Annotated in this window: 18 protein-coding genes; 7 read left to right on the plus strand and 11 right to left on the minus strand. The window is 73.9% G+C overall.

Features of this window, described 5'->3' with window-relative positions; all coding sequences use genetic code 11:
* Positions 1-343: 343 nt before the first annotated feature.
* Both ACIP9H_RS41435 and ptsP read left to right on the plus strand, forming a co-directional pair.
* A complete protein-coding gene (locus tag ACIP9H_RS41435) occupies positions 344-793 on the plus strand; it encodes a PTS glucose transporter subunit IIA (RefSeq protein ID WP_401597880.1) in 450 nt (149 codons plus the stop codon).
* 80 nt (positions 794-873) lie between these two features.
* On the plus strand, positions 874-2,544 hold the full coding sequence (ptsP, locus tag ACIP9H_RS41440) for a phosphoenolpyruvate--protein phosphotransferase (RefSeq protein ID WP_401597883.1): 1,671 nt from the start codon (positions 874-876) through the stop codon (positions 2,542-2,544).
* A gap of 78 nt (positions 2,545-2,622) precedes the next feature.
* Here the strand turns inward: ptsP and ACIP9H_RS41445 are convergent, their stop codons facing one another.
* Positions 2,623-3,561, minus strand: coding sequence for a hypothetical protein (locus ACIP9H_RS41445; protein WP_401597886.1), 939 nt, complete (start codon positions 3,559-3,561; stop codon positions 2,623-2,625).
* Positions 3,562-3,707: 146 nt separating this feature from the next.
* A complete protein-coding gene (locus ACIP9H_RS41450) occupies positions 3,708-5,723 on the minus strand; it encodes an acetoacetate--CoA ligase (RefSeq protein WP_401597888.1) in 2,016 nt (671 codons plus the stop codon).
* Positions 5,724-5,942: 219 nt separating this feature from the next.
* On the opposite strand from ACIP9H_RS41450, the gene ACIP9H_RS41455 reads away from it, so the two are divergent.
* Entirely contained in the window at positions 5,943-8,297 is a 2,355-nt protein-coding gene (locus tag ACIP9H_RS41455) for a glycoside hydrolase family 31 protein (protein ID WP_401597890.1), read from the plus strand.
* Here the strand turns inward: ACIP9H_RS41455 and ACIP9H_RS41460 are convergent.
* Positions 8,291-8,800, minus strand: a complete 510-nt coding sequence (locus tag ACIP9H_RS41460) for an NUDIX domain-containing protein (RefSeq protein ID WP_401597893.1) — start codon at positions 8,798-8,800, stop codon at positions 8,291-8,293. The genes ACIP9H_RS41455 and ACIP9H_RS41460 overlap by 7 nt on opposite strands.
* 89 nt (positions 8,801-8,889) lie before the next feature.
* Between ACIP9H_RS41460 and ACIP9H_RS41465 the strand changes: the two genes are divergently transcribed.
* Positions 8,890-10,287, plus strand: a complete 1,398-nt coding sequence (locus ACIP9H_RS41465; protein WP_401597896.1) for a VWA domain-containing protein — start codon at positions 8,890-8,892, stop codon at positions 10,285-10,287.
* Here ACIP9H_RS41465 and ACIP9H_RS41470 read toward each other — a convergent pair.
* Genes ACIP9H_RS41470 through ACIP9H_RS41485 form a run of 4 tightly spaced genes read right to left on the minus strand, consistent with a single transcriptional unit; the run spans position 10,218 to position 14,479 of the window.
* Positions 10,218-11,525 carry an adenylosuccinate synthetase gene (locus ACIP9H_RS41470; protein WP_401597898.1) on the minus strand — a complete coding sequence of 436 codons (1,308 nt, stop codon included), beginning with the start codon at positions 11,523-11,525 and terminating at the stop codon, positions 10,218-10,220. The genes ACIP9H_RS41465 and ACIP9H_RS41470 overlap by 70 nt on opposite strands.
* A gap of 31 nt (positions 11,526-11,556) precedes the next feature.
* The gene (locus tag ACIP9H_RS41475) at positions 11,557-12,576 is read right to left on the minus strand and encodes a hypothetical protein (RefSeq protein ID WP_401597900.1); all 1,020 of its coding nucleotides are present in this window, start codon (positions 12,574-12,576) and stop codon (positions 11,557-11,559) included.
* A 20-nt stretch (positions 12,577-12,596) separates the two neighbouring features.
* The gene (locus tag ACIP9H_RS41480; protein WP_401964162.1) at positions 12,597-13,598 is read right to left on the minus strand and encodes a molecular chaperone DnaJ; all 1,002 of its coding nucleotides are present in this window, start codon (positions 13,596-13,598) and stop codon (positions 12,597-12,599) included.
* On the minus strand, positions 13,595-14,479 hold the full coding sequence (locus tag ACIP9H_RS41485; protein ID WP_401964164.1) for an NUDIX hydrolase: 885 nt from the start codon (positions 14,477-14,479) through the stop codon (positions 13,595-13,597). The genes ACIP9H_RS41480 and ACIP9H_RS41485 overlap by 4 nt, the downstream gene beginning before the upstream one ends.
* 354 nt (positions 14,480-14,833) lie before the next feature.
* Here ACIP9H_RS41485 and ACIP9H_RS41490 point away from each other — a divergent pair, with 354 nt between their 5' ends.
* The gene (locus ACIP9H_RS41490; RefSeq protein WP_401597907.1) at positions 14,834-15,565 is read left to right on the plus strand and encodes an MIP/aquaporin family protein; all 732 of its coding nucleotides are present in this window, start codon (positions 14,834-14,836) and stop codon (positions 15,563-15,565) included.
* Between the two features lie 7 nt (positions 15,566-15,572).
* Complete coding sequence (gene glpK, locus ACIP9H_RS41495) at positions 15,573-17,168, plus strand: glycerol kinase GlpK (RefSeq protein WP_401964166.1); 1,596 nt, start codon at positions 15,573-15,575, stop codon at positions 17,166-17,168.
* A gap of 14 nt (positions 17,169-17,182) precedes the next feature.
* On the opposite strand, the gene ACIP9H_RS41500 is transcribed toward glpK, so the two are convergent.
* From ACIP9H_RS41500 to ACIP9H_RS41515, 4 genes are all read right to left on the minus strand, one after another.
* Positions 17,183-17,788: a GTP-binding protein gene (locus tag ACIP9H_RS41500; protein ID WP_401597911.1), complete on the minus strand. Its 606-nt coding sequence runs from the start codon at positions 17,786-17,788 to the stop codon at positions 17,183-17,185.
* A gap of 128 nt (positions 17,789-17,916) precedes the next feature.
* Positions 17,917-18,309 carry a DUF742 domain-containing protein gene (locus ACIP9H_RS41505; RefSeq protein WP_401597913.1) on the minus strand — a complete coding sequence of 131 codons (393 nt, stop codon included), beginning with the start codon at positions 18,307-18,309 and terminating at the stop codon, positions 17,917-17,919.
* A gap of 10 nt (positions 18,310-18,319) precedes the next feature.
* Positions 18,320-18,736 carry a roadblock/LC7 domain-containing protein gene (locus ACIP9H_RS41510; protein ID WP_360911660.1) on the minus strand — a complete coding sequence of 139 codons (417 nt, stop codon included), beginning with the start codon at positions 18,734-18,736 and terminating at the stop codon, positions 18,320-18,322.
* Positions 18,733-21,306, minus strand: coding sequence for a nitrate- and nitrite sensing domain-containing protein (locus tag ACIP9H_RS41515; protein WP_401964168.1), 2,574 nt, complete (start codon positions 21,304-21,306; stop codon positions 18,733-18,735). Before ACIP9H_RS41515 ends, ACIP9H_RS41510 begins: the two co-directional genes overlap by 4 nt.
* Before the next feature lie 323 nt (positions 21,307-21,629).
* Here ACIP9H_RS41515 and ACIP9H_RS41520 point away from each other — a divergent pair, with 323 nt between their 5' ends.
* Positions 21,630-22,073 (plus strand): hypothetical protein, encoded by a 444-nt coding sequence (locus ACIP9H_RS41520; RefSeq protein ID WP_401597918.1) that lies wholly within the window; start codon positions 21,630-21,632, stop codon positions 22,071-22,073.
* Positions 22,074-22,164: the final 91 nt, after the last annotated feature.

Below are 22,164 nucleotides of genomic sequence, written 5' to 3' on the forward strand. Positions count from 1 at the left end.
GGAAGCTTCCTTCGAGGCCGTTTCACCGGCCCCTCCGGGCTTTCCCTTCGTTGTCACCAGCTTATCAGACTCTTTCGGGCCCGATTCCCGCCGGCGGGGATTCTCGCTTTCCTGCTTTCGCGTTCCGGCCTTTCGGCTTTCCCGCTTCACCGACTTTAGCAGATGCTTTCCGTCGGATTTACCACCGGATTACGAGGACACACGTTTCCGCAGCGACTCGTCCCGGGGGTTGTCCCAACCTAGTGGACCCGCCCGGTCGGAGCAAATCCGCTGCCCAGAGGTGTGGGCGGTAGGGAGGGGGTGGCAGACTAAGTGGTCTGGACCACTTGCAGGAGGCTTCACTATGACGACTGTTTCGGCGCCCCTGAGCGGGCGAGTCATCGGACTGGCCGCCGTGCCCGACCCCGTGTTCTCCGGCGCGATGGTCGGTCCCGGCACCGCGCTCGACCCCGTGCGCGAGCCGTCGACGGCGGTGTCCCCCGTCGACGGGGTGGTGGTCTCCCTGCACCCGCACGCGTTCGTCGTGGTGGACGCGGAGGGCCACGGCGTGCTGACGCACCTCGGCATCGACACGGTGCAGCTGGGCGGCGTGGGCTTCGAGGTGCTCGTCTCCAAGGGCGACACCGTGGCGCGCGGCCAGGAGATGGTGCGCTGGAACCCGGCGGCGGTCGAGGCGGCAGGCAAGTCCCCGGTGTGCCCGGTGGTGGCGCTCGAGGCGACGCCGGAGTCACTGTCCGGGGTCGTGGAGGACGCCGACGTGGTCGTCGGGGCCACCCTCTTCTCCTGGACGTAGCCTTTTCGGCAAGGCCACTCCCGACGCAGTTGAACAAGGAACGCGGTCGCGAACGTCCGCGACAACCGGAGACGGGTGAGATGGAGACAACGCTGCAAGGCGTCGGTGTCAGCCACGGTGTGGCGATCGGCGAGGTACGGCACATGGGCACCGCGGTGCTGGAGCCCCCGGCCAAGCAGATTCCGGCCGAGGAGGCGCCGCGGGAGCAGGCACGGGCACGGCAGGCCGTCGAGGCGGTCGCCAACGACCTGATCGCACGCGGCAATCTGGCCGGCGGCGAGGCGCAGGCGGTACTGGAGGCCCAGGCGCTGATGGCGCAGGACCCCGAACTGATGGCCGACGTGGAGCGGCGCATCGCGGTGGGGAGTTCGGCGGAGCGCGCGGTGTACGACGCCTTCGCCTCGTACCGGGCGCTGCTGGCGAACGCGGGCGAGTACCTGGCGGGCCGGGTCGCGGACCTGGACGACGTGCGGAACCGCATCGTGGCGCGCCTGCTCGGCGTGCCCATGCCGGGTGTGCCGGACAGCGACGAGCCGTACGTGCTGATCGCGCGGGACCTGGCGCCCGCGGACACGGCGCTGCTGGACCCCTCGCTGGTGCTGGGGTTCGTGACCGAGGAGGGCGGCCCCACCAGTCACAGCGCCATTCTGGCGCGGGCCCTCGGGGTGCCCGCCGTGGTGGCGCTGCCGGGCGCGACGGAGCTGACCGAGGGCACGGTCATCGCCGTGGACGGCAGCACCGGCGACATCTTCGTCGACCCGGGCAAGGAGCGGCGGGCGGAACTGGCGAAGGCGGCGGCGGAGCGCAGGGCCGCGCTCGCGGCGTCGTCGGGGCCGGGCGCGACCTCCGACGGGCACATGGTGCCGTTGCTCGCGAACGTCGGAGGGCCGGCCGATGTCCCCGCGGCGGTCGCGGCGGGTGCCGAGGGTGTCGGTCTGTTCCGTACGGAATTCCTGTTCCTGGACGATTCGAAGAAGGCTCCTTCCGAGGAGAAGCAGGTCGAGGCGTACCGGCAGGTGCTGGAGGCCTTTCCCGAGGGCCGGGTCGTGGTGCGGGTGCTGGACGCGGGCGCGGACAAGCCGCTGGAGTTCCTGACGCCGGCGGACGAGCCGAATCCGGCGCTGGGCGTGCGGGGCCTGCGGACGCTGCTGGCCCACCCGGACGTGCTGCGGACGCAGTTGCGCGCGCTGGCCACGGCCGCCGAGGGGCTTCCGGTGTACCTGGAGGTCATGGCGCCGATGGTGGCGGACCGCATCGACGCCAAGGCGTTCGCGGACGCGTGCCGGGAGGCCGGTCTGCGGGCGAAGTTCGGCGCGATGGTCGAGATCCCGTCGGCGGCGCTGCGGGCGAGGTCGATCCTTCAGGAGGTCGAGTTCATTTCGCTGGGGACCAACGACCTGGCGCAGTACACCTTCGCGGCGGACCGCCAGGTCGGGTCGGTCTCGCGCCTCCAGGACCCGTGGCAGCCTGCGCTGCTGGACCTGGTGGCGGCGTCGGCCGAGGCCGCTCGCGCGGAGGGCAAGAGCTGTGGTGTGTGCGGCGAGGCGGCCTCCGATCCGCTGCTGGCGTGTGTGCTGACGGGTCTGGGCGTGACCAGCCTGTCGATGGGCGCGGCATCGCTGCCCTACGTCCGGGCGACGCTGGCGAAGTACACGCTGGCGCAGTGCGAGCGTGCCGCGGCGGCGGCGCGGGCGACGGACACGGCCGACGAGGCGCGCCGGGCGGCGCAGGCGGTGCTGTCCGGCGAGTGAGGTGGACGCGGTTCCCACAAGGGGCGGCCCGCCGGTGTGCGGGGCGCCCCTCGGCGCGTCGGCCGCGGGCGCGTGCGGTCAGTCCTCCGGGGGCGGGAGGGGGAAGCCCGGGCGGTGGACGACGCCGGGCTCGGGCGGGACGGGTTCGCCGGTCTCGGCGTCCGTGCAGTAGGCGTTGAAGACCTCGGCCTCGCTCAGCGGCCTGAGCCAGCCGTCGCGCAGCGTCCAGCCGCGGACCTCGTCGGGTGGCCCGTCCCCGGGGCCGCCCCGTCCCGGGGAACCCGGGGAGAGGGCGGTGCTGCGCACGACGAGTCCGCCGGGGCTGTCCGTCGCCAGGCCGGCGGCGAGGACGGTGCAGCAGACCAGCGCCTCGGCCTCGGCGAGGTGGACCATGCCGTGCTCGTCGCAGCGGGCGTGCATCGCCGCGAGGAGGGTGGTGTCCTCGGTGGGGACGCTGCACACCACGTGGTGGCTGCCGGGGCCCGCGGTCTCCAGGAGGCGGGTCAGCGCGTGGGAGGCGCGGTCGAAGGAGGTGCGGGCGAGGTCGTCGCCGCAGCACGCGCAGTCCCCGGCGCGCGCGAGGATGTCGCCGGCGAGCTCCCAGGTCGCCTGGCGGGTCGTCTCGTACTCGATCTGCGTGACGAGGTGTTCCAGTGCCTGGCCCGCGTAGGGGACGGTGGGTCCGGAGGCGGTGACGTCCGCCGCGTACCGCGCCCGGGTGCGGGAGGTGTCGGGGTCGGCGCCGGTGTCCGCGCAGTAGCGGGCGTACTCCCCCGGGTCGAAGACGCCGACGCGGACGTGGATGCCGCGGGAGGTCAGCGTGCGCAGCAGCCCCTCCATGCGGCGCAGGTACTCGGCGTGGTCGTGGAAGCGGAAGCTGCGGTAGCCGCGCATGGCGGCGAGGTCCGCGGCGCCGGTCAGGAGCGCGACGGTGGTCGGGGCCTCGCGGCGCAGGGCGCGGCGGCCCGTCCTGACGGTGCGGCGGGCGTTCTTCGCGCGGTTCTTGGTGTGGGTCATGGCTCCCCCTGGGTGCGACGGTGTGATGCGGTGACGACCTGGCGGTCGATGCTCACTCACCGTAACCGGGGGCACTGACAGTGACGGTCCCGGCCGCGTCGGGGGCGGGTGGGGGCCGCCCCGCGGCGGGCGGCCCCGGGCCCGGTTCAGCCGCGGGTGCGGGCCAGTTCCTCGTAGAACGCCAGGAGCCGGATGTCGTCGACGGAGCCGGGGTTGACGGCCTTGGCGAGTGGGGTGCCCTGGAGGAGTTTCTTGACGGGCACCTCGATGCGCTTGCCGGTGAGGGTGTGCGGGATGCCGGGGACCGGGATGATCTCGTCGGGCACGTGCCGGGGGGAGAGCTGCTCGCGGATGGTGCGCTTGACCTTGTCGCGCAGGGTGTCGTCGAGTTCGGCGCCCTCGGCGAGCTGGACGAACAGCGGCATCCAGTAGCCGCCGTCGGGCTGTTCGACGCCGATGACGAGGGACTCGCGGATCTCGGGGAGGCGTTCGACGGCCTCGTAGATGTCGGCGGAACCCATGCGGACGCCCTGGCGGTTGAGCGTGGAGTCCGAGCGTCCGTGGATGACCACCGTGCTGCGGGAGGTGAGGGTGATCCAGTCGCCGTGCCGCCAGACGCCGGGGAACATCTCGAAGTAGCTCTCGCGGTAGCGGGCGCCGTCGGGGTCGTTCCAGAAGTGGATCGGCATGGACGGCATGGGGTTGGTGACGATCAGCTCGCCGACCTCGTCGGTGACGGGTTTGCCGTACGGGTCCCAGGCCTGGAGGTCGGTGCCCAGGCAGGGCGCCTGGAGCTCGCCGATGTACACCGGGAGGGTCGGCACGCCGCCCGCGAAGCAGCTGCACACATCCGTGCCGCCGCTGACGGAGGCGATCCAGAGGTCCTCCTTGACCTCGTCGTGGATCCAGCGGAAGCCGTCCGGCGGGAGCGGGGAACCGGTGGTGGCCACGCACTTGACGGCCGAGAGGTCGTGGTCGCGGCCGGGGTGCACGCCGGCCTTGCGGCAGGCGATGACGTACGCGGCGGAGGTGCCGAAGACGGTGGTGCCGGTGCGCTCCGCCACCCCCCACTGGGCGCCGGTGTCCGGGAAGCCGGGGCTGCCGTCGTACAGGACGATCGTGGAGCCGGCGAGCAGGCCGCCGACGAGGAAGTTCCACATCATCCAGCCGGTTGAGGTGTACCAGAAGAAGCGGTCCTGCGGCCCGAGGTCCATGTGGAGCCCGGTCTGCTTCAGATGCTCCAGCAGGATGCCGCCCTGCGACTGCACGATCGCCTTGGGCAGGCCGGTGGTGCCGGAGGAGTACAGCACCCACAGCGGGTGGTCGAAGGGGACCTGCTCGTACGCCGGTTCCCGGTCGCCGGAGACCAGGGCGTCCCACTCCAGCGTCCCCTCGGGCGCCGCGGTGCCCAGCAGCGGGATGTGCACGACGGCGCGCAGCGAGGGCAGTTCGCCGCGCAGTTCGGCCACGACGGCGGTGCGGTCGTGCTCCTTGCCGCCGTAGCGGTAGCCGTCGACGGTGAACAGGACCACGGGCTCGACCTGCCGGAAGCGGTCCAGGACGCTGCGGGCGCCGAAGTCGGGGGCGCAGGAGGTCCACACACCGCCGACCGCGGCGGTGGCGAGCAGCGCGACGACCGCCTGCGGGACGTTGGGGAGGTAGCCGCTCACCCGGTCGCCGGGGCGGACCCCGAGGACGCGCAGTTCATGGGCGAGGGAGGCGACCTGGCGGCGCAGTTCCGCCCACGTCGTCGCATCGATGTCGTGCCGCTCGTCGAGGTGGAGCAGGGCGGGCTCGCCGGCGCGGGCGGGGTCGCCGGCCGGACGCAGCGCGTGCTCGGCGTAGTTGAGGGTGGCACCGGGGAACCACCGCGCGCCCGGCATGGAGGCGTCGGCGAGCACCGACTCGTACGGGGTGGAGAAGCGCACGTCGAACCACGCGACGACGGCCTGCCAGAAGGCCTCCGGCTCGCGCACCGACCAGGCGTGCAGCGCGGCGTATCCCGCGACGGGGTCGGCGAGGTCGGGCCCGGGCGCGCCGTGGTGCCCGGCGGCCCAGGTCTGGAAGCGTGTCACCTGGGCGCCCGCGACGCGGTCGGGACCGGGCTGCCACAGCGGCCGCACGGCCTCCGCGGGGGTGGCGGGCTCGGATGTGGTGCTCATGGGGCGGCTCCCGGACGGTACGCGGCGCTGCGTGGTGTGCGGTCGGACCGCGGCGGGCGGAATGTCCCGGCGCGCGGATGGGCAGGACGATGCCACGTGATCGTCTTCGGCGCCAGGGCCCACCCCACACATTCGGGGGTGTCACCATGTGCCGGGCCCCCGCTGTGCCGGGGGCCCGCGGGCGGCGGGGCGGCCGGGAACGCTGAAAGGGTGGGGCTCATGGATGCTGGGGACCTGGTGCGGCAGGTGCGCGCGGTCGGGTCGGCGAACGGGCTGCGGTCGGTGCGCGCCGCGTGGCGCCGCCACCGGACGGACGCGCGGGACCTGCCGCGGCGGGGCCCCGAGCGGGCGCGGGTGCCGGGGGCGGCCGAGGGCGCGGACCCGCTGCCGGGCGGCGGGCTGGTGCGGTTCGCCCGGTCGAGCCTGCGGGTGCGGGTCACGGCGGGCGGCGCGGTCTTCTGCGGCTGGGACGGGGCGGAGCCGGAGCCGTCGTACGCGCTGGCGGCCGGCTGCCCGGACGCGGACGTCCGGGCGGTGATGGAGCCGGACAAGGACGGCTGGCGGGTGGTGTCGGAGCGGGTCACCGTGACGGTGTCGCGGCACGGCGCCGTGGAGTTCCGCACGCCCGGGGGGCTGCTGCTGCGCAAGGACCTGCCGCCGCGCTGGTGGGACCCGATCGGCTCCCCGGAGGGCACCGAGGCGCGCTGGGTGCAGCGCTCGGAGACGGCGGCGGACGCGGCGGTGTTCGGGCTCGGCGGGCGGGCGTCGGGGCCGCGGCTGGGCGAGGGCTCGTACCGGCTGTGGAACACCGACCCGGACGGGGCCTTCGAGCCGGGGACCGATCCGCTGTACATCACCATGCCGGTGCAGTTGGTGGTGGCGGACGCGGGCAGCCACCTGGTGTTCCACGACAACACCTGGGACGGCCGGGTGACCCTGCGCGACGGCGAGGAGGGCGCGGGCTCGGGGCACGACCGCCCCGGGGGCTGCGAAGTGCGCGTGGACGGCGGCCCGCTGCGCTACTGGGTGATCCCCGGCACGCCGTCGCGCATCCTGACCGCGTGGACCGCGCTGACCGGGCGCCCCGCGCTGCCGCCCCGCTGGGCGCTGGGGCACCAGCACTCGCGGTGGGGCTTCGGCTCGGCGGCCGAGGTGCGCCGCGTCGTGGCCGGCTACCGGGACCGCGGGCTGCCGCTGTCGGCGATCCACCTGGACATCGACCACTACGACGGCCACCGGGTCTTCACCGTCGACCGCGAGCGGTTCCCCGATCTGCCCGGGCTGGCGGACGAGTTGGGAGCCGGCGGCGTGCGCCTGGTGTCGATCGTCGACCCGGCGGTCAAGGAGGAGCCGGGCAACCCCGTGCACGACAGCGGGACGGCCGCGGACGCCTTCGTGCGCGACGCCCACGGCGAGACCGTCCGGGGTGTGGTGTGGCCGGGCGAGGCGGTGTACCCCGACTTCACCGACCCGCGTGTGCGCAAGTGGTGGGGCGGGCTGTACGCGGAGCGCCTGGCGCAGGGCTTCGCCGGGGTGTGGCACGACATGAACGAGCCGGTGTCCTTCGCGGCGTTCGGGGACGCGACGCTCCCCCGATCGGCCCGGCACGCCCTGGAGGGCCGCGGCGGCGACCACCGCGAGGCGCACAACGTCTACGGCCTGGGCATGGCGCGGGCCGGTTACGAGGGGCTGCGCGAACTGCGCCCCGACAGCAGGCCGTTCCTCTTCTCCCGCTCGGGCTGGGCGGGCATGCAGCGCTACGGCGGCACCTGGTCGGGCGACGTCACGACGGGCTGGCCGGGGCTGCGCGCCTCGCTGTCGCTGGTGCTGGGCCTGGGGCTGTGCGGGGTGCCGTACTCGGGGCCGGACGTCGGCGGGTTCACCGGCAGCCCGTCGCCGGAGCTGTATCTGCGCTGGTTCCAGATGGCCGCGTACTTCCCTTTCTTCCGCACGCATTCGGCGATCACGGCGGGCCGCCGTGAGCCCTGGGAGTTCGGGCCGCGGGTGCTGGAGGGCGCGCGGGCGGCGCTGCGCGAGCGGGAGCGGCTGATGCCGTACCTGTACACGCTGGCGCACGGGGCGCGGCAGTCGGGCGCCCCCTATGTGCGGCCGGTGTGGTGGGGCGACCCGGAGGACCGCAAACTCCGGTCGTGCGGGGACGCGTTCCTGCTGGGCGACGCGCTGCTGGTGGCCCCCGTGATGGAGCAGGGCGCCACCGAGCGGGCGGTGCGGCTGCCGCGCGGCGTCTGGTACGACACGGCGACCGGGGAGGCGTACCAGGGCCCCGGGCAGGTGCTGCTGCCCGCGCCGCTGGAGCGCATCCCGGTGCTGGTGCGGGCAGGGGCGGTGGTCCCGGTGGCGGAGGACGACGGCTGCGTGGTCCTGGAGGCGTGGGCGCCGCAGGCCGGGCGCACGGGCGGCGGCCTGCTGGTCACCGACGCGGGCGACGGCTGGGCGGAGCCGCGTACGGAGCGTTTCTCCTCCCGGCTCGCGGACGGTGCGGTGGTCGTGGCGCGCCAGGGGCACGACGAGGTGGGCCGGGCCGTGCGGGTGCGGGGCGCCGCCGCTCAGTAGCGGCCGGCGAACCAGTTCCGCACGGCCTCCGTGTGCAGCGGGAAGGCGAGCGGGACGGGCGCGGTGAGGATCTGCCGGGAGTCGGTCTCGTCCGTGGGGACGTCCGGCGGCAGGTCCTCCTCGGCCCGTTCGGGCAGCAGCCCGAAGAGCAGCACATGGCCGGTGTCGCCGCTGAGGGCGTCGGCGAGCCGGACGTCGTCGACGGAGGCCTTGATGCCGGTCTCCTCGTCGAGTTCGCGGACCACGGCCTGCTGCCAGGTCTCGCCGTGGTCGACGAATCCGCCGGGGAGGCCGAGCATGCCGCGCGCCGGCTCGATGGTCCGCCGGACGACGACCAGCCCCGTCGTGCCGTCCGTCCGCACGGGCAGCAGCGCGATCGCGACCGGCAGCGGGTTGCGGTAGGTGACGTTGCCGCAGACCGGACAAGTCCGCGGCCATCCGGCGCCGGGGCCGAACGCGGCACCGCAGTAGGAGCAGTGGCTGTCCTTCTGACGATTGGTCACCCGCGGACTGTACCCCGTCCGGTACGGCCTCAGGGTGTCGGCCGCCGATCCCTGTCCGACACGGCGGGTGACAGGGCAGACTGGCCTGCGTGACACCCGAATCCCTGCGAAAGGGCGCCAATCTCCCGGTGCCCGTACCGGCCGTGCGGGCCGTGCTGGACTGGTCGCCGGGCCCCGGCGTGCCCGATGTCGACGCCTCGGCGCTGCTGCTCACCGCCGAGGGGCGGGTGCGTTCGGACGGCGACCTCGTCTTCTACAACCAGCCCGTGCACGGCTCCGAGGCCGTACGGCACGTCGGGAAGCAGCAGGGCCCCGCGCTGGCGACGGACGCCCTCGACGTGGACTTCGCGCGGGTGGAGCCGGCCGTCGAGCGGATCGTGCTCTGCGCGTCCGCGGACGGCGGGACCTTCGGACAGGTGCCGGGGCTCCGGCTGCGCCTGCTGGACGCCCGCAACGGGGCGGAGATCGCGCGCTTCGACATGCGGGCGGAGTCGGAGACGGCCTTCGTCGGCGGGGAGTTGTACCGGCGCTCGGGCGTCTGGAAGTTCCGCGCGGTGGGCCAGGGCTGGGCGTCCGGACTCGCGGGACTGGCCACGGACTTCGGCATCACCGTCGACGCGCCGGCGGCCACCGCCGCCCCCGCCGTACCGCCGCCTCCCCCGTTCCCGGTGACGGCGCCCCCGCCCCCGCCCCCGCCCGCGCCGGTCGCGGCCGTACGGCTCACCAAGGGCGAGGAGCACCTGCCGCCCGACATGCGCAAGCGCCTGAGCCTGCGCAAGGAGCAGGTGGCCGTCAGCCTGCGCAAGCACGGCGCGGCGGACGTCGTGGCGCGGGTGGTGCTGGTCCTCGACGCATCCGGCTCGATGAGCGGCCTGTACGCGCGGGGCGTCGTGGCCGGGGTCGTGGAGCGCATGGCGGCCGTCGCGGCGCAGATGGACGACGACGGCGAGATGCAGGCGTGGACCTTCGCCTCCTTCCCGGCGCGCCTGCCGGACCTGCGCCTGGCGGAACTCCCGGAGTGGCTGCGGCTGCACGTGCGCGTCGGCGAGCTGAGCCTGTTCGGCCGGCCGCGGAAACCGCGCGGGGGCATGCAGCCGGGCCAGGTCGACATGCGGTTCGTCGGCATCCAGAACGAGGAGCAGAAGGTCATCGCGGAGGTCCGGGACTTCGTGCGGGCGAACCCGGCGCCGGTGCCGACCCTCGTGCTGTTCTTCTCCGACGGCGGTGTCTACCGCAACGCGCAGATCGAACGGCAGCTGCGGGAGGCGGTCGAGGAGCCGCTGTTCTGGCAGTTCGTCGGACTGGGCCGGGCCAACTTCGGTGTGCTGGAAAGCTTCGACACCTTGCCGGGACGGCGCGTCGACAACGTGGGGTTCTTCGCCGTGGACGACATCGCGGCCGTGCCGGACGCCGAGCTCTACGACCGGATCCTGTCCGAGTTCCCGTCCTGGCTGACCGCCGCGCGGCAGGCCGGCATCCTGCGCTGAACCTCCCGCTTGTCGGCGGCGGCCGGCCCGTACGACTCCAGGACGACGGGGGCGCCCAGCGCCGCGCCGACCGCCTCCGACCAGGCGGCCGCGTCCGCACCGGGGACGTCCCAGCGCGCGGGCCGGGCGGTCGCCAGCCGGGCGGTGAGGGCGGCCTGAGCGGTCAGGTCACCGGTGCGCGGGACGTGCAGCCGGCTCTCCCCGGTGTCGTAGCCGCGGACGAGGCGGAGCTCCGGGCAGCGGGCGGGGGCGTCGAGGTGGGTGAGCGCGAGGGCGTCCACGCCGCCGCACACCTCGACGGCGTAGGCGTGCGCCACGGCGTCGAAGTGGCCGACGCGGAAGGCTCCCTGCCAGGCGCCCGTGCCGTTGTGGGGTTCGGGCAGGACAGGGGCGAGCCCGGGGCCCTCGGTCATGTGCGGCCCGGGGCCGTGCCGCGTGGTGTACGCGCGGACGACCCCGAGGCGCCGTGCCGTCCGGCCCGACTCGGCGAGCAGCGCCTCGGCGTTGGCGAAGGTGGTCGTCGACCAGGTGGTGTACGGGTGGAAGCCGTGCCACTCGTCGAGGAGCACTCCCTGGGCGCCCTCGAACACCACGAGTCCGGTGCGCAGCACGCGGGCCAGGTGCGTGCCGTCGGTGAGGGTGACGGCGCGGGCGAAGGCGGTGAAGGCGTCGGCGCAGTGCTCCGGCGGCGGTGCGGGCAGGGCGCGCCCGAGCTCGTCGGCCAGGCGGTCGTGCAGGAGGCGGAGCTTGCGCAGCAGCCGGGGGCGGGAGACGCAGTCGCCCGCGGTGGGTGCGTCCTCAGGATGCGCGAGGGCGTAGGCCGCGGTCTCCCCGATGCCCATGCCGCACGAGCCGTGCCGCGCCGCCCCGCGCGCCCGCTCGCGCAGGCGGTTGGCGGCGGCGTGGTAGGGCGTGGTGAGGCGGGCGTCGCGGTCGACGGTCAGCAGGGCGTACGGCGCCGGGACGCCGAGCGCGGTGAGGTGGTCGGCCTCGGCGGCGAGCGCGAGCGGGTCGACCATCATGAAGCGGGACAGGTGCGTCGGCACCCCGTGCAGGGTGCCGGAGCCGAACTGGGCGAAGGTGTGGTGGCGTCCGTCGGCGGTGACGACGTTGTGGGCCGCCTGGGCGCCGCCGTTGAAGCGGACCACGGCGTGGACCGGCCCGGTGGCGCAGAGCCGGTCCACGACGGTGCCCTTGCCGGCGTCGCCGTAGCCGAGGTCGACGACGATGGTGTGCACGGTTCCCGGTCCCTCCGGTGGGGTGGTGCGGTTACAGGCGTGTCGTACCGCGGGAGTCACCCGCGCCGTCGGTGTCGTCGGTGCCGTCGGTGTCCTCGAGAAGCGAGGTGTCCGTGACCGCCACGGCCGAGCGGTCGCGGTCCAGGGCGGCCAGGGCCATGCCGACGGAGGCGGTGGCCGCGGAGCCGACGTCGTCGAGGTCGTCCAGCCCTTCGGCGAGGTCGATGGCCTGCTCGCCGAGACCGACGGTGAGGGCGATGGTCTCGCAGACGGCGTCCAGGTCGTCCAGCTCGATGACGTTCTGGCCGAGCAGCTTGCGCCAGGTGCCGAGGACCTCTGCGTTGCCGACGTACGAGGAGCCCGCCGGCAGGATGTAGTAGACGTCGAACTTCTGCCGGAGCTCGGCGACGATCCGCGTGACGGGGATGTCCTCGGGGAGGTCGTCGCCGAGCACCTCGTACACCTCGTCGGCCTTGACCTTGCCGTAGGGCAGCTCGTCGCCGACGAGGAAGAGGTAGCCGCGCCGGCCGCGCTTCTCGTGGCAGTCGAGGGCGGTGTGCCGGGCCATGGCGTAGAGGGCGAGTTCGTACGACTCGGTCATCTGGCCGCCGCCCCCGCCCTCCAGCAGGATGTTGCCGAGGTCGTCGTCCATGCGGTTGTCGGACTCGAACTGGCCGAGCTGGAGCGGGACCCGGTCGCACGTGGCGTCGCCGATCGCGCCGAAGAGGATCTGCGGGTGCTCGGTGTAGCCCTTGCGCAGCAGCAGCCCGAACAACTCGGGGAGCTTGGTCTGCAGCACCTGCGGGACGGTCCGCATGGAGCCGGTGACGTCGAACAGGACGGCGATGGCGAGCGAGGTGGGGTGCTCGTCGGAGTCGCGGCTCTCGCGGACGCCGATGCCCTTCGGGTCGAGCGAGGGGTGCGCGGCCCAGGAACCGCGCGGTGCGGACGAGGTGACGCGGTCGCTGTAGGCGAAGGCGCCGGTGCCGGAGGCGGCGCGGTAGCGCGCGGCGGCGTCGTAGACGTTGGTGGACCAGCTTCCGCTGCCCATGGTGTTTCCCCCTTGGTGGGTCAGGTGCGGGTGCCCGGCATGGTGAACGGGCGGAAGGTGCGCGGGCCGTAGAGGCGTTCCAGGGCCTCGTCGAGCTCGGCGAGCAGCCGCCACGCGTCGTGCGGACGGCGGGCCTCGGCGGGGAGCGTGCAACCGCGGAGGAAGGCGCGCAGCGGCGCGGGCGCCCGGTCCCCCATGAGTTGCGCGACGCACTGCGAGGCGAGGTGGATGTCGGTGGCCTCGGTGGCGGGACGCCGGCCGGTGACCTCGGGCGGGTAGAGCGCGCGATGCCGCTCGACGAGCGCGGGGACGGTCGCACCGCGCTCGGTGGCGTAGCACCAGTCGATCAGGACGAGGCCGTGCCGCGCGGGATGGATCAGGACGTGCTCGGGCAGGACGGCGCCGTGGACGATCCCCGCGCGGTGCGCCCAGCCGAGGGCGACCAGCAGCCGGCGCCACATCCAGGCGGCGTCGCGCGGGTCCAGGCCGCTCGGGTGGAGGGCGCGGACCTCGGCGAGGGTGTGGAAGCCGCGCAGCCGCCGGAGGGCGTTGACGCGGCGCTCGGTGCCGTCGGGGCCGCGGTGGCGGAACGACTCGACGAGACGGGGGGCGTAGGCGCGGTGCCGCGCGTCGGCGACGGTGTGCAGCCGGGTGAGGGCGTCCGCCTCACGCTCCATCAGGTCGTTGTCGGCGGGGCGGCGCGGGATCTTCAGCACGGTGTCCGGACCGCCGGCGCGCAGCACCGCCAGGTCGCCGGTGGCGAGCACACGGCCGAGCGGGTACGTGCCGCGGGCGGTGGTGAGCACGGGGCCGTCGCCCGTGTGCCGCCGCCACTGGGCGGTGAGCCGGACGAAGGCCGTCTCCGCCTCGGCCGCACGGCCGGCCGGTGCCGTGTCGGGGTGGAGCAGCCGGGCCAGGCGGCGGTAGTGGCGGGCGGCCTCGGCGCCGTCGGAGGGGAACGGGAGCCCCAGGGCGGCCAGCGCCTCGTCGAAGGTGCGCGGCCGGCGGGCGGTGGTGGTCATCGGACGCTCTCCTCCCGGTCGGGGCGGAGCAGTGCGGGATGCAGCAGGCGGGCGTCGCCCGCGCGGTAGAGCCGGGCGCGGGGGCCACCTTTGGCCCCGCCGCGCGCGGCGGTGGCGCCGGTGGACTCCACGAACCCGGGGACGGAGAGGATCTTGCGGTGGAAGTTCCCCGCGTGCAGGGTCCGTCCCCACACGGCCTCGTAGACGGAGCGAAGTTCGGTGACGGTGAACTCCTCGCCCAGGAAGGCCGTGGCCAGCGGGCTGTACTCGATCTTGGAACGGGCGCGTTCGAGGCCGTCGGCGAGGATCGTGCCGTGGTCGAAGGCGAGCGGCGTGCCGGCGTCGGACGGCGGCGCTTCGGCGGACCGGCGGCCGGAACCACCCCCGTGGATCCCGGCCGGCCGGTCCTGCTCCATGGGACGCGGCGGAGCCGCGTCAGGGTTCCCCTCCGGGGCGACGGACGCCACCGGGACCCACTCGGCCGCGGCGGCGTCACTGCCGGCGCGGGCCTCGGGGAGGTCCGGGGCGAAGGCGAGATAGGCGACCGAGACGACGTGCATGCGCGGATCGCGGTCGGGTGCGCCGTAGGAGCCGAGCTGTTCGAGGTGGACGCGGCCGAGGCCGCGCTCCTCGTCCAGCCCGGTCTCCTCGGCGAGTTCCCGGGCGGCCGCCTGGTCCAGGGATTCACGGCCGGCCCGCACGAAGCCGCCCGGCAGCGCCCAGGCGCCCTCGAAGGGCGGCGCCCCGCGCCGTACCAGCAGTACCTGGAGGACCCCTTGACGCAGGGTCAGTGCGACGACGTCGACGGTCACGGCGATGGGGTCGAAGGCGCGTGGGTCATAGGCGGCGAGGAAGTCGTCCTCGCCCTGCCGGTCCGCCATCTCCCGCCACCTCCGGCCAGTTGTTCTCACTTCGAGTATTTCTCGCCTCGAGAAGAACCTAGCAGCCGACCCGGACGGGGTCCAGCCTGTTTTCGTCACGAACCGTGCGGCGCGCTCCCCATGAGGGGGCGTCACAGGCGACGGTGCGCCGGGCCCGTCCTCGACGGCGATGCCACGGCTCGTCGGTGGTCGTAATCAGGTGATCTGTCCGATAGCTTGACGGTTCATCACCCCAGGACAACACTTCCGGGTGGCGCGGAAGCCGGGCGGGAGGCGGGACCCTCTGCACCCGTGTCTCCGTGCGATTCTCTGGCCGGCGCACACCCGACACGTGCGCCCGCAGAAGGAGCCGCCATGTATTCCAACGGAGACGTCTTCGTCGGCGAGATCATCGGAACGGCGATCCTGGTCCTCTTCGGCGCCGGTGTGGTCGCGGGCGTGCTGCTCCACCACTCGAAGGCGCGGGCGTCGGGCTGGATCGTCATCTCCTTCGGCTGGGGGCTCGCCGTCCTCGCCGGCGCCTACACCGCCGGACCGCTGTCCGGCGGGCAGCTCAACCCCGCCGTGACCTTCGGGGTCGCCATCAGCTCGGGCAAGTGGACCCAGGTCCCGTACTACCTGGCCGGGCAGATCATCGGCGCGATGCTCGGCGCCGTCCTGTGCTGGCTCGTCTACTTCGGCCAGTTCCGGGCCAATGCGGAGGAGGAGGCCCGGCAGCCCACCCTGGCGGTGTTCTCGACCATCCCCGAGATCCGCGTCTGGTGGCAGAACCTCGCCACCGAGACCATCGCCACCATGGGCCTCGTCCTGCCGATCCTGGCCTTCGGCCTCAGCAAGGGCCTCGGCGAGACCGGCACCGGCACCCTCATCGTGGCCCTCCTCGTCACCGGCATCGGCCTGTCGCTCGGCGGGCCCACCGGCTACGCCATCAACCCCGCGCGCGACCTCGGGCCGCGCATCGTCCACGCCGTGCTGCCCATCCCGTTCAAGGGCACCTCGGACTGGACGTACGCGTGGATCCCGGTGGCCGGCCCGCTGCTCGGCGGCGCCCTGTCAGGTCTCATCTACAACGCAGCGTTCAAGTGAGGCGGTCATGACCGAAACGTCCGACCAGGCCACGCGATACGTGGCAGCCATCGACCAGGGCACGACCTCCAGCCGGTGCATCGTCTTCGACTCCCACGGGTCGGTCGTCGCGCTCGACCAGCGCGAGCACCGCCAGATCTTCCCCAAGCCCGGCTGGGTGGAGCACGACGCGACGGAGATCTGGTCCAAGGTCCAGGCGGTGGTGGCGGGCGCGCTCGCCAAGGCACGGCTGCGCCCCGACCAGCTCAGCGCCCTCGGCATCACCAACCAGCGCGAGACGACCGTGCTGTGGGACCGCGCCACCGGCCGCCCGGTGCACAACGCGATCGTCTGGCAGGACACCCGGACGGCCGCGCTCTGCGCCCGGCTCGGCGGCACCGACGGGCAGGACCGCTTCCGCGAGTCCACCGGGCTGCCGCTCGCGAGCTACTTCTCCGGGCCCAAGGCCGCCTGGCTGCTGGACAACGTACCCGGACTGCGGCGCCGCGCGGAGAACGGCGAGATCGCCTTCGGCACCGTCGACTCCTGGCTGATCTGGAACCTCACCGGCGGCACCGAGGGCGGCGTGCACGTCACGGACGTCACCAACGCCAGCCGGACGATGCTGATGAACCTGGAGACGCTCCAGTGGGACCCGGCGATCCTCGCCGCGATGAACGTACCCGAGGCGGTCCTCCCGGAGATCCGCTCCTCCTCGGAGGTCTACGGCACCGCGGTCGGCGCCCTCGCCGGGGTCCCGGTCGCCGCCGCGCTCGGCGACCAGCAGGCGGCCGTCTTCGGCCAGGCCTGCTACGCGGCGGGCGACGCGAAGAACACCTACGGCACGGGCAGCTTCCTGCTGCTCAACACCGGCGACCGCCCGGTGCCGTCCAAGAGCGGGCTGATCACCACGATGGGCTACCGGCTGGGCGGCGAGCCGCCGGTGTACTGCCTGGAGGGCTCGATCGCCATCACGGGCGCCCTCGTCCAGTGGTTCCGCGACAGCCTCGGCATCATCAGGTCCGCCGACGAGATCGAACCGCTGGCCGCGAGCGTCGCGGACAACGGCGGCGCCTACATCGTCCCGGCCTTCTCCGGCCTGTACGCGCCCTACTGGCGCTCCGACGCGCGCGGGGTGATCACCGGCCTCACCCGGTACGTCACCAAGGCGCACCTGGCGCGGGCCGTGCTGGAGGCGACGAGCTGGCAGACCCGCGAGGTCGTGGACGCGATGTACCAGGACTCCGGGGTGCGGCTGACCGGGCTCAAGGTGGACGGCGGCATGACCGCCAACGGCCTGCTGATGCAGCACCAGGCGGACGTCCTGGGCGTCCCGGTGGTGCGGCCCCGGATCCCGGAGACCACGGCGCTCGGCGCCGCCTACGCGGCGGGGCTCGCCACGGGTGTGTGGGACGGCCTGGACACGCTCAAGGCGCACTGGCAGCAGGACGCGCAGTGGGAGCCGCGGATGGACGCGCAGACCCGTGAGGAGGGGTACCGCAGCTGGAAGAAGGCGGTCGAGCGCAGCTTCGGCTGGGAGGACGAACCGACCGGCGCCGCCGGCGCCGGCGAGGACGACGATCTCGACGACCGCGAGGACGGCGTGCCGGTGCCGGCCGTCTGAGCGGGCCGCGCGGCTCAGTTGGCGGCGGCCGCCCGCCGGACCCCCGCCAGCCGGGCCGCGTGCTCGACGACGGTGATCAGCACCCTCTTCGCCGAGGCGCGGTCCCGCGCGTCGCACATCAGCAGCGGCACCTCGGGATCGAGGTCGAGCGCGTCGCGGACGGCCTCGGGCTCGTGCTTCTCGGCACCCTCGAAGCAGTTCACGGCGACGGCGAAGGGTATGCCGCGCCGCTCGAAGTAGTCGATCGCGGAGAAGCAGTCCTCCAGCCGGCGGGTGTCGGCCAGGACGACCGCGCCCAGGGCGCCCTGCGCCAGCTCGTCCCACAGGAACCAGAAGCGGTCCTGGCCGGGGGTGCCGAAGAGGTAGAGGACCAAGTCCTCGCGGAGGGTTATGCGGCCGAAGTCCATCGCCACGGTGGTGGTGCGCTTGGACTCGACGCCTGCGATGTCGTCCACCGGGCGGCCCGCCTCGCTCAGCGCCTCCTCGGTGCGCAGCGGCCGGATCTCGCTGACCGCGCCGACGAGCGTGGTCTTGCCGACGCCGAAGCCGCCCGCCACCAGGATCTTGAGGGTGACCGGCTCGACGACGGAAGGACGGCGGTCAGAGCGCCCGAAGACCATCGATCACTCCTGGAATTGTCGGACGGTCGGCTCACGGCAGGGGGAACCCTACTACGATCCGACCGCCCAACTCGCCGCGGCCCCCGTGCCGTTGCGGCCCGGGGGGTTCTTCCCGGACGGCGCCGTCGTCACAGGGCGCGCAGGCCGTCGATGACCTCGCGCAGCAGCCCCTCGTCGGGCAGTTCGGCGGGCGGCACCGGGCGGGTCACGTGGACCAGCCCGGCCTCCAGTACGTCACCGACGAGCACGCGGACGACACCGACCGGCAGATCGAGGTCGGCCGCGAGTTCCGCGACCGACGTCGGCTGCTCCCGGCACCGCTCCACGATGTCGACGTGCTCGGGCGACAGGGTGCGGTCGGCGTCCTCCTCGGCGTCCCCGGAACGGGACTCGGAGATCACCAGGGCGATCAGGTCGAGCCGGCTCTCGGCGGCATGGCTGGTACGCCCGCGCGTCATCGCGTAGGGCCGCACCACGGGCCCGGCGTCGTCGTCGTACCAGCGGTCCGCTTCGGAAGTCATCGCGCGCCCGTCACACCGCCCGGGCGTCTTCGTCGCGCGGCGCGGTGGCCAGGTGCACGCCCACCCGCTTCACCAGCAGCGCCATCTCGTACGCGATCTGGCCGACGTCGGAGTCGGCGTCGGCCAGGACCGCCAGGCAGCTGCCGTCGCCGGCCGCCGTGACGAACAGGAAGGCCTCGTCGAGCTCCACGAGGGTCTGCCGGACCTGGCCGGCCTCGAAGTGGCGTCCGACGCCCTTGGCGAGGCTGTGGAAGCCGGAGGCGACGGCGGCGAGGTGCTCCGCGTCCTCGCGCGACAGTCCTTCGGACGCGCCCGTGGCCAGGCCGTCGCCGGACAGCACGAGGGCCTTGCGGATGCTGGCGACGCGGCCGACCAGCTCGTCGAGGAGCCAGCTCAGCTCGCGGGTCGGGCTCGATGGTGCGGTCATGGACCGTTCCCCTCAGTGGTGGTTCTGGTTGCGCTGTCTCCCCCCGGCTCCGTCGGGGCAGCCCCCGGGCGGGCGGGACGGGGGGCGTCTGGTTCGTCGAGGTGGTCCGCGCGGCCGCGTTCCCAGCCGCGCTGGAGGGAGGCCATACGGTCGCGCACCTCCTCGGGGGTCCGCTCACGACCGCCGCCGTCCCCGGTCGGGCGGGCGGCGGGAACGGGCGTCTCCGTGCTCGTGTCGGTGCGCAGTTGCGGGGCGAGGCTGGCCTGCCGCACCCGGCGCGGGAGCCCGCCGGTGGCGGCCGCCTCCGGTGCGCGGGGCGCGTCGGGCGCATCGGGCACATCGGGGTCGGGCGCGGGACGCTCCTCGGTGCCCGCGGCGACCGGCCGGCCGTTCTCGGCGACCAGCACCGGGGTGCGGCGGCGGCGCGGCAGGGCGCCCGGCTCCGCCGGTTCCGGCGCGGCCGCCGGAACCACGGTCAGCGGCGCGGCCCCGGGGCCCGGGTCGTGCCTGCGGTGCTCGCGCGGCTCCTCGTCCGGCTCCGGGTTCAGGCCCCAGGTGCGGAAGCCGTGCTCGGTGGCGGTGGACATGGCGTCGTCGCCCCCGTCGGGGCCGCCGAGGTCGGCCGGCTCGCCGAAGACGGCGTCCTCGGCGCGGCCGCCCGCGCCGGCGGCGTCACCGCCGTCGGTCAGCAGCTCCGTGGGGACCAGGACGACCGCCGTGGTGCCTCCGTACGGGGACTGGCGCAGCGAGACGCGCACGCCCTGGCGCCGGGCGAGCCGGCTGACCACGAAGAGGCCGAGCCGGTCGGTGTCGGAGAGCTCGAACTCGGGGGTCTCGGCGAGCCGGAGGTTGGCCTCCAGCATGGCGTCGGGGGTGAGCCCGAGGCCGCGGTCGTCGATCTCCAGGGTGAAGCCGTTGGCGACGGCCTCGCCGTGCACCTGGACGTGGGTGTGCGGGGGCGAGAACACCGCGGCGTTCTCGATGAGTTCGGCGATCAGGTGGGTCAGGTCGGCGACGGCGGTGCCGGTGACCGCGAGCCGGGGCAGCCGGCGCACCTCGACGCGCTCGTAGTCCTCGATCTCGGCGACGGCCGCGCGGACCACGTCCATCAGCTGGACCGGCTTGCGCCACTGCCGTGACGGCACCGCGCCGGAGAGGATGACCAGGCCCTCGGCGTGCCGGCGCATGCGGGTGGTCATGTGGTCCAGGCGGAACAGGTCCGCGAGTTCCAGGCCGTCCTCGGTGCGGCGCTCCATGGCGTCCAGCAGCGTCAGTTGGCGGTGCAGCAGGACCTGGCTGCGGCGGGCAAGGTTGACGAAGACCTCGGAGACGCCGCGGCGCATCTCGGACTGGCGCACGGCGGCCTCGACGGCGGCCCGCTGGAGGGTGTTGACGGCCTTGCCCACCTGGCCGACCTCGTCGTCGGAGTAGTCCAGGCGGGGCGCCTCGGTCTCGACGTCGACCTCCTCGCCGGCGGCGAGGCGGCGCATGACACGGGGCAGCCGGACGCCGGAGACCTCCTGGGCCTCCTTGCGCAGCCTCGACAGGTCGCGGATGAGGCCGCGGCCGATGCGGAAGGAGACGACGACGGAGGCGATCACCGCGACGAGGCCGAGACCGCCGGCGATCGCGGCGCTCGCCAGCAGCCGCATGGCGATCGGTTCGGCGCTCTTCTTGTAGAGGTCGCCGGCCTCGGTGCCGGTGCGGTCCAGGTCGCCGAGGGCGGCGGTGGCCGTGGACTGCCAGGAGGCGCGGTCGGCGGCCCTGGGGGCGCCGCCGGCCGCGGCGGCGATCACGGCGTCCTCGGCCGTGCGCAGGGCGCGGGCGGCCGGGCCGTCCCAGTAGTCCCGGTAGACGGCGCGCTCCGCCTCGGTCAGCAGGCCGAGGTTGTCGGCGAAGTAGGCGCGCTGCTCGGCCACGGCGAAGGTGAACGAGCGCATCTCCTGAGGGCTCATGCGGCCGGCCGTGACGGCGGCGGCCATGAGCGCGTCCTCCTGGCTGACCGCCTCGCGGGCCCGGGCGAGCTGGATCAGCGCGCGGCTCTGCTTGTCGATCGCCGCGTTGTTGAGCGGGTTGAGCGTGTCGAGGAAGTCGTAGCAGGGGCGGAACAGCGCGCTGTAGGCGGCGAAGGCCTCATTGCGGCCCACGGTGCCCTTGACGACCTTGTCGCGCAGCGCGTCGACGGCTCCGAAGCCGCTGACGACGAGATCGAGACGGCGGCGCGCGTCCTCGGTGAGCGGGGCCCGGTTGGCGGGGGAGCCCGCGTTGGAGCGCAGTCGCGCGATCAGGCCGTCCGTCTCGCGCTCGCGGCGCAGCAGGACGCCGCGGGTGTCGGACCGGCGAGGATCGGCCAAGTACACCAGGGAGGCCCGGCGTTCCTGCTGGAGCGCCTGAACGGTGTCCTCGACCGGGTAGCGGAGTTCGTTGACCGTGCGCTCCACACCGAACAGGCCCCACACCTGACGGCCCGTCAACGTGGCCGCGAAAGCCCAGATGGCCGTGAGGGACACCAGCGGAATGAGCAGCAGTGCCACGATCTTCCGCCGGATCGTCGTACCGCGAAAGCGCATGGCCTCCCCAACGTCGGACCCGGTCACGGGGCGTCCTGTTCCGGCAATAAACGGCGCGAGCCTACTACTGCAACCTGCCCCGTCCGAAAGCCCGCCTTCCACTCTTGTCCCGGGACGACCCGATTCGTACGGATGAACGGCGGCCGTCCCTGGCCGAAATGCAGCGCATCGGGAACCACGGGCACCTGTCGTTCGTGATCGGGGCGGGAGGGGCGCTCCGGAATGCGGGGGGCATTCATCGGCGGATACCGGGCAGCCACTCTGGAGTCGGACATCGGGGGTCCGGCACCGCACCACCCGGATCCCGCGAGGGAGCAGATTTCGTGGACGACCTTGTCGAGGACGCATTGGATCGGGACATTCCGGAACGCCGGAAGCGGCGCTCACTGTGGGTCGAGGAGCCGGTCGGGCGGCCGCGCATGCCCGATCCGGTCCGTGTCTCGGCCGTGCGGGCGGTGCTCGTCGTGTCCTTCACGCTCATCGCGGCGGTGGTCGCGACGCTGGGGGCGGCCGGCCACTCGTGGATCGCGGCGCCCGCGACGCTCGCCGCCATAGGCAGCACCGTGGTGGCGACGTGGGCGGTGCTGGACGTGTGGATCACGCGCCAGGTGTGGAACCAGCGCAACGGCGTGATCTCCAGCCCCAGCAGCGCCGCCCGCGCGCTGCGCCGCGAACGGCGGCGGGAGCGGCGCCGGGCACGCCGCGGGACACACGGCACGGGCGGTGCCCGGACGCTGCCCGGGCACCGGGCGCGGGTGGCCTCCTAAAGGGTGTTGCACAAGCCTGCGCGCGGGCAGGTCAGAGTGGGCGCCGGGCTCGTCTTCTCATGACACGAGGGCGAGGTTGTGCATGTGGGCG

This window comes from Streptomyces sp. NPDC088732, assembly GCF_044751205.1.
Taxonomy (GTDB): Bacteria; Actinomycetota; Actinomycetes; order Streptomycetales; family Streptomycetaceae; genus Actinacidiphila.